Annotated in this window: 6 protein-coding genes; 5 read left to right on the forward strand and 1 reads right to left on the reverse strand. The window is 54.2% G+C overall.

The features are described from left to right. Positions 1–110 precede the first annotated feature (110 nt). From livH to NXT09_RS18350, 5 genes are all read left to right on the forward strand, one after another. On the forward strand, positions 111–1,037 hold the full coding sequence (livH, locus tag NXT09_RS18330; protein WP_010306541.1) for a high-affinity branched-chain amino acid ABC transporter permease LivH: 927 nt from the start codon (positions 111–113) through the stop codon (positions 1,035–1,037). Next, complete coding sequence (locus NXT09_RS18335; protein WP_268580794.1) at positions 1,034–2,308, forward strand: high-affinity branched-chain amino acid ABC transporter permease LivM; 1,275 nt, start codon at positions 1,034–1,036, stop codon at positions 2,306–2,308. Before livH ends, NXT09_RS18335 begins: the two co-directional genes overlap by 4 nt. Further along, on the forward strand, positions 2,305–3,075 hold the full coding sequence (livG, locus tag NXT09_RS18340) for a high-affinity branched-chain amino acid ABC transporter ATP-binding protein LivG (protein ID WP_010306533.1): 771 nt from the start codon (positions 2,305–2,307) through the stop codon (positions 3,073–3,075). Before NXT09_RS18335 ends, livG begins: the two co-directional genes overlap by 4 nt. A 5-nt stretch (positions 3,076–3,080) precedes the next feature. Further along, a complete protein-coding gene (gene livF, locus NXT09_RS18345; RefSeq protein WP_240584232.1) occupies positions 3,081–3,782 on the forward strand; it encodes a high-affinity branched-chain amino acid ABC transporter ATP-binding protein LivF in 702 nt (233 codons plus the stop codon). A gap of 128 nt (positions 3,783–3,910) precedes the next feature. After that, the gene (locus tag NXT09_RS18350; RefSeq protein WP_039474800.1) at positions 3,911–5,101 is read left to right on the forward strand and encodes an aminotransferase-like domain-containing protein; all 1,191 of its coding nucleotides are present in this window, start codon (positions 3,911–3,913) and stop codon (positions 5,099–5,101) included. Positions 5,102–5,191: 90 nt separating this feature from the next. Here the strand turns inward: NXT09_RS18350 and NXT09_RS18355 are convergent, their stop codons facing one another. Then, positions 5,192–6,838 (reverse strand): methyl-accepting chemotaxis protein, encoded by a 1,647-nt coding sequence (locus tag NXT09_RS18355; protein WP_268580795.1) that lies wholly within the window; start codon positions 6,836–6,838, stop codon positions 5,192–5,194. Between the last annotated feature and the right edge of the window lie 592 nt (positions 6,839–7,430).

Consider the following 7,430-nt stretch of genomic DNA (forward strand, 5'->3'; position numbering starts at 1 on the left):
CTTCGGCGTGGAGAGCATTCTCCGCCCGCTGAGTGTGTACCAATAATAATCCCTCAATACCGAAGCCCCCGTTGCCGCAAGGCGCGGGGGCAGCATTTAAGGTTTAAGGTATGTCCGAGCAGTTCCTTTACTTTTTTCAGCAGATGTTCAACGGCCTGACGTTGGGCAGCACCTATGCGCTGATCGCCATTGGCTACACCATGGTTTACGGCATTATCGGCATGATTAACTTCGCACACGGCGAAGTATATATGATCGGTAGCTACGTCTCCTTTATTGTGATTGCGGCCCTGATGATGATGGGCATCGATGCTGGCTGGCTCCTGATTGGTGTCGCCTTCATTGCCGCCGTGGTCATTTCCAGCGCCTACGGCTGGAGTATCGAACGGGTGGCCTACCGACCGGTTCGAACGTCAAAGCGCCTGATTGCGCTGATTTCTGCCATCGGGATGTCAATTTTCCTGCAAAACTACGTCAGCCTGAATCAGGGCTCGCGTGATGTTGCACTGCCGAGTCTGGTGACCGGCCAGTGGGTGCTGGGCGAAAGCAATGGCTTTGCCGCGACGATTAGCACCATGCAGCTGACCATCTGGATCGTAACGTTCCTCGCCATGCTGGCGCTGACGCTATTTATTCGCTACTCCCGTATGGGGCGCGCCTGTCGTGCCTGTGCGGAAGACCTGAAAATGGCTAGCCTGCTGGGTATCAGCACCGATCGCGTGATCTCCCTGACCTTCGTCATTGGTGCGCTCATGGCCGCCGTTGCTGGCGTGCTGTTGGGGCAATTCTACGGCGTTATCAACCCCTATATCGGCTTTATGGCCGGGATGAAAGCCTTTACCGCGGCGGTACTGGGCGGCATCGGCAGTATTCCTGGCGCCATGATCGGTGGGCTGATTTTGGGCGTAGCCGAAGCGCTGACGTCCGCTTACCTGAGCACGGAATACAAAGATGCGGTGTCGTTTGCGCTGCTGATTGTGGTGCTGTTGGTGATGCCAACCGGTATTCTGGGTCGCCCGGAGGTTGAGAAAGTATGAAGCAGCTCAACCTGTTTAATGCGCTGGTTTCCGCGTTCATGCTGCTGGTGCTGGCCTCGTTCTTAATGGGCCTGCAGCTGGCGCTGGATGGCACCAAGTTGGTGGTGCGCGGCGCCGATGAAGTCCGTTGGTATTGGATTGGCGCGGGCTGCATCGTGGTGTTCTTCTTCCAATTGATTCGCCCGTTCTTCCAACAAAGCATCAAGAAATTCTCTGCACCGTCGCTGGTGCTCCCGAGTTTTGATGGCAGTACGCCACGACAGAAGATATTAGCAGCGGCATTGATTATCGCCGCTATCGCCTGGCCGTTTCTGGTGTCGCGCGGTACGGTGGATATCGCCACGCTCACGCTGATTTACGTGATGCTGGGTCTGGGCTTGAACGTTGTGGTTGGTCTGTCTGGCCTGCTGGTATTGGGCTACGGCGGGTTTTACGCCATTGGCGCGTATACCTATGCGCTGCTGAACCACTATTACGGATTAGGCTTCTGGGAAAGTCTGCCGCTGGCAGGCATGGTGGCGGCGCTGTCCGGCTTCCTGCTGGGGTTCCCGGTGCTGCGTTTGCGCGGCGACTATCTGGCGATTGTGACGCTCGGGTTCGGTGAAATAGTCCGTATCCTGCTGCTGAACAACACTGAAATTACCGGTGGCCCGAACGGCATCAGTCAGATCCCTAAACCGACCTTCTTTGGTCTGGAATTTGGCCGCAGCGCGCGCGATGGCGGTTGGGATACGTTCCACAACTTCTTCGGTCTGCAATATGACCCGAGCGACCGTATTATCTTCCTGTATCTGGTCGCGCTGCTGCTGGTCGTGTTAACCCTGTTTGTGATTAACCGCCTGCTGCGGATGCCGCTGGGACGTGCCTGGGAAGCGCTGCGCGATGATGAAATCGCCTGCCGTTCTCTGGGGCTGAGCCCAACGCGAATCAAGCTGACCGCGTTTACCATCAGCGCCGCGTTCGCGGGTTTTGCCGGTACGCTGTTTGCCGCGCGTCAGGGCTTCGTTAGCCCAGAATCGTTCACGTTCGCTGAATCTGCCTTTGTGCTGGCCATCGTCGTGCTGGGCGGAATGGGCTCGCAGTTTGCGGTCATTCTTGCGGCAATCTTGCTGGTGGTGTCCCGCGAGCTGATGCGCGATCTGAATGAATACAGCATGCTGCTGCTGGGTGCGTTGATGGTTCTGATGATGATTTGGCGTCCGCAAGGCCTGCTGCCGATGAAGCGTCCTGAGATGAAGTTGAAAGTCGCGAAGAAGGAAGGGCAAGCATGAGCACGCAGCCACTATTATCAGTCAGAGGTCTGATGATGCGTTTTGGCGGCCTGCTGGCGGTCAACAACGTTGAAATGGATATTCATGCGGGCGAAATCGTCTCGCTGATCGGCCCGAACGGGGCGGGGAAAACCACGGTCTTTAACTGCCTGACCGGTTTTTATCGCCCAAGCGGCGGCACTATCATGCTGCGCGATCGTCATTTAGAAGGGTTGCCTGGTCAAGCCATTGCCCGCATGGGTGTGGTGCGCACGTTCCAGCACGTTCGTCTGTTCCGTGAAATGACGGTGGTGGAGAACCTGTTGGTGGCACAGCATCAGCACCTGAAAAGCGGCGTGTTTGCCGGGCTGTTGAAAACGCCGGGCTTTCGTCGTGCGGAAGCCGATGCGCAGGAGCGCGCTGCGGTGTGGCTGGAGCGTATCGGTCTGTTAGATTTAGCGAACCGTCAGGCGGGGAATCTGGCTTACGGCCAGCAGCGCCGTCTGGAAATCGCCCGCTGTATGGTGACGCGCCCTGAGCTGCTGATGCTGGATGAGCCTGCGGCTGGTCTGAACCCGAAAGAAACTGACGAGTTAAATCAGCTGATTGCGGAACTGCGCGATAGCCATCAGGTGTCCGTTTTGTTGATTGAACATGATATGAAGCTGGTCATGGGCATTTCTGACCGGATTTATGTCGTCAATCAGGGAACGCCGCTGGCACAAGGCACACCAGCTGAAATTCGTAACAACCCGGATGTCATCCGTGCATATCTGGGTGAAGGATAACGTTTATGCTGTCATTACATCAGGTTTCGGCCCACTACGGAAAAATTCAGGCGCTGCATCAGGTAAGCCTGCATATTAATCAGGGCGAGATTGTTACGCTGATCGGCGCGAACGGTGCCGGTAAAACTACGCTGTTGGGTACGCTGTGCGGTGACCCGCGCGCGACGGAAGGCACCATCACGTTTGATGGCAAAGACATCACAAACTGGCAGACCGCGCAGATTATGCGTGAAGCTATCGCGATTGTGCCGGAAGGGCGTCGCGTCTTTTCCCGCATGACGGTAGAAGAAAATCTGGCGATGGGTGGGTTCTTTGCCGAGCGCGAGCAGTATCAGGAGCGCATTGCGCGCGTCTACGATCTGTTCCCGCGCTTGTACGAGCGACGCGCCCAGCGTTCCGGCACGATGTCCGGCGGTGAGCAGCAGATGCTGGCGATTGGTCGTGCGCTGATGAGCCAGCCGCGTTTACTGCTGCTGGACGAGCCGTCGCTGGGTCTGGCACCGATCATCATCCTGCAAATTTTCGACACGATCCAGCAACTGCGTGAAGAGGGCATGACCATCTTCCTGGTGGAGCAAAACGCCAATCAGGCGCTGAAACTGGCTGATCGGGGTTATGTACTTGAAAACGGCCATGTCGTGTTGGAAGATACCGGAGCGGCATTGTTAGCTAATGAAGCGGTACGTTCGGCCTATCTGGGCGGATAATTTTAGAGCAGATCTACCCTAAATCATTCGAGCGGCGGAACGCCAACGCGCATGCCGCTTGAAGGGTGACAGGGGGAATCGTTATCGGGCCGGTTTACCGGCCTGTTTCGTAGAAGGGTTAAGAAGAGATGGCCATTGAAGGGTTGTTAGCGCACCGCATCGCTCAGTTAAAAAGTTCCGCCATCCGTGAACTGCTGAAACACAGCAAGATGGAAAATATTATCTCGCTGGCTGGCGGGATTCCGTCAGATGCATTATTTGATTTCGAAGGTTTAAGTCAGGCCACGCAGTTAGCAATTACCGAACAGCCGAAAACGGCCTTCCAGTATGGCTTAACTGAAGGTAGCGGCGTGCTGCGCGATCGTATTGCCGAGCTGTGCGCGGTACGCGGCGTAAAAACGCGCGGTGACGATATTGTCGTGACGGCTGGTTCGCAGCAGGCGCTGGATCTGATCATGCGCTCAATGGTCGATCCGGGCGACGTGTTCGTCGTTGAACGCCCGACCTATCTGGCAGCGCTGCAAACGCTGGAACTGGCGCAGGCGCAGGTGATGTCTGTGTCGTCCGACGCTGACGGCATGGTCGTCGACGAGCTGGAAGAGCTGCTGAAGAAACAGCGCATCAAAGGCGTTTATATCGTTCCGAACTTCGGTAACCCGAGCGGCGTGACGCTGAGCTATGAACGTCGTCTGAAATTGATTCAGCTGGCAGAGCGCTACGGTTTTGTCATTATCGAAGACGATCCCTATGGCGAACTGCGCTTCACCGAAGAGCGCAATCCGACGCTGTTCCAACTGGCGCAGGAGCAACTGGGTAGCACGGAATACGTGCTGTATACCTCTACGTTCTCGAAGGTGCTGGCACCGGGATTACGTCTCGGCTGGGCGATTCTACCGGATTGGCTGTTGCACAAAGTCGCGATTATCAAACAGGCTGCTGACCTGCATGCCAGCGCGCTGTCGCAGACCGTCGCGGAATGCTATCTGGGGCTGGGACGTCTGGATACGCAAATCGAGAAAATTCGCCACGCGTATAAGCACAAAGGCGAACTGCTGGCACAGTTGGTCGAGAAGGAACTGGGTGATGTGATCACCTTCAACCAGCCGAAGGGTGGGATGTTCCTGTGGGCGAAGTTCCGTCAGGACGATTTCAACACGACGGAATGGCTGAAGAAGACGCTGGAGCAAGGCGTGGTCTTCGTGCCGGGCGAGTTCTTCTTCCCAGACAATATCGATTACTCAACGCTGCGTCTGTCCTTTGCGACGGCAACGGATGAGCAAATGCATGAAGCGGTGGCTCGCCTGCGTCGGGCGCTGTAACCGCCGATAACGGATTGCCCGTTAATGTAAAAAAACCGCTGATATCTCAGCGGTTTTTCTTTTTTAACGTCGCGTTAATCGGTTGTGTGTTTAAAAGGTTTCCCAGTTCGTGTGACTCGAACTACCGGCCAGCGCCAGTTTGGGTCTGTACAGCTTCGCCACCGGGGGGGCGGCACGCTGTGGCTGGATGCCGTCGATTTTGAACACGCTCATCAACTCAACCAGATGTTTGGCCTGTTGACTCAGGCTGTCCGCGGCGGAAGCGGATTCTTCAACCAGCGCGGCGTTCTGTTGGGTGACCTGATCGAGCTGATTGACTGCATCGTTGACCTGAGAAACGCCCTGTTCCTGCTCGTGGGTGGTCAGTCCGATTTCGTTGATAAGGTTGGCGACACGTTGTGACTGCTCGACGACTTCTTCAATGGTTACGCCGGCTTCATTAACTAACCGTTCGCCCGCTTCCACTTTTCCTACGCTAATGCCAATCAGATCCTTAATTTCACGTGCTGCGGAGGCGGAACGCTGCGCCAGTGAGCGAACCTCCCCGGCCACTACCGCGAACCCGCGTCCCTGTTCTCCAGCGCGGGCGGCTTCGACAGCGGCGTTGAGTGCCAGAATGTTGGTCTGGAAAGCAATACCGTCGATCACGCCGATAATATCGCCGATTTTACGCGAACTGGCGGTGATTTCTTCCATTGTCCGCACGACGTTATTAACGACATCTCCGCCTTTGCGGGCCGCCGCGCTGGCCGAGTTGGCAAGCTGAGCCGCGCTACGCACGGTGTCGGCGTTCTGTTTCACCGTGGTATTCATCTCTTCCATTGAGGCGGCGGTTTCCTGAAGATTCGCGGCCTGTTCTTCCGTGCGTTGGCTCAGATCGGTATTGCCGATGGCAATCTGGCTGGCACCCGTGGCGATAGACTCGCTGCTTTGATGAACTTGCCCGACGATATTGCTCAGGCTTTGGCGCATCTCTTCCATCGCGGCCAGAATGCTGGTGGTGTCTCCGGCACGCCGTTCAATGGCGATGGCAAGATTCCCTTGGGCGACCTGACGCGTGATTTCCAGCGTATAGGCTGGTTCTCCGCCAAGCTGACGCTTAATTTTCCGGGTGATCCACCAGGCAACAACCGCTCCCAGTAGCGAGGCGCACAGCGTGAGAATCAGCATTAAGGTACCGGCATTGAACGCGCTTTTCTCGGACTGGTTGGCGATATCTATCGTGAGGGATTTCTGCCTCTCAGCCATTTTATCCAGTGCGGTGAAGACGTTTGCCTGTGTAGCACGTACCTCCGTCAGCAGAAAGTTGCGAAACGCGTCGTGCTGGTTGGCCATCGCCAGTTCAATGGCTTTTCTCATGTTGCTGACATAGGCGGGGAGGGCCTGTTCCAGTGCGGCAACCAGCGCTTTAGTCTCGTTGCTCACCGCGTTGTTACGTATTTGCGCTAGCAACTCGTTATTACGTGCGATGGATTTCTCAATGCGCTCCTTTTCCGTCTTCATCTGCTGTTGATCGTTTAGGAGTGCAATATTTCTGATGGCGCGTGCGGTGTCGTTAATGTTGTCCTTAAATTCCTGCATTAGCAGAAGATTGGTAATACGCACTTGTGACAGGATCTGAATGTTTCCCCCGAGTTTTTCTAACTGAGTGCGGCCCAGTATGGCGACTAAAAACCCAATGACGATAATTAGCGTAAAACCCGTTCCTAACATTTTTCCCAAGCTTATATTCTTCATGATGTGCCTTTTTTAATTATTGAAACTTGACACTGCAGGTGTCGTTATTTTTAGGGGTGATGGTACAGATGCGATTCACCCCGCGAGTTTATGGCTTTCATCATTCCATTTATCCCATAGTGCACTTTCTCATGCGGGTGTGTTGGCGACGCTGATACTCCGGCCGCTGCGTTGGCGGAGGAATAAGATCGTCACTTTCATGCACGTAAGGAATGCCTGTTGGGAATATTTACAGGCCAAAAGAATGACAAATAAAGTGTAGACAAGAATGTGACAGATTGATGGCAGAATAAACGTAACAAAAACCCCTGATTTATTAGTTAGTCAGGAAATTAATATTATTTTTGTATCGCGGTCAGAATAGATAATAAATATTAATGAATGGTGCTCTAACTAATAAGGATAAGATCTTTTTCTTATCGCCTATTAATTTGTAACTTTATATTTAAAATTGTGATATTTATTCATTGATGCGGTTTTTTTAACCTTATTATTTACTCTTATTCTCTGGATGCAGTAAAAATCCACCTCTTGAAGAGGTGGCTTTAAAGTGGGGCTCCCTAGAAGGGAGCCTTGTTCGTTTTAATCCTGT

The sequence above is a fragment of the Pectobacterium jejuense genome, assembly GCF_026800125.1.
Classification (GTDB): Bacteria; Pseudomonadota; Gammaproteobacteria; order Enterobacterales; family Enterobacteriaceae; genus Pectobacterium; species Pectobacterium jejuense.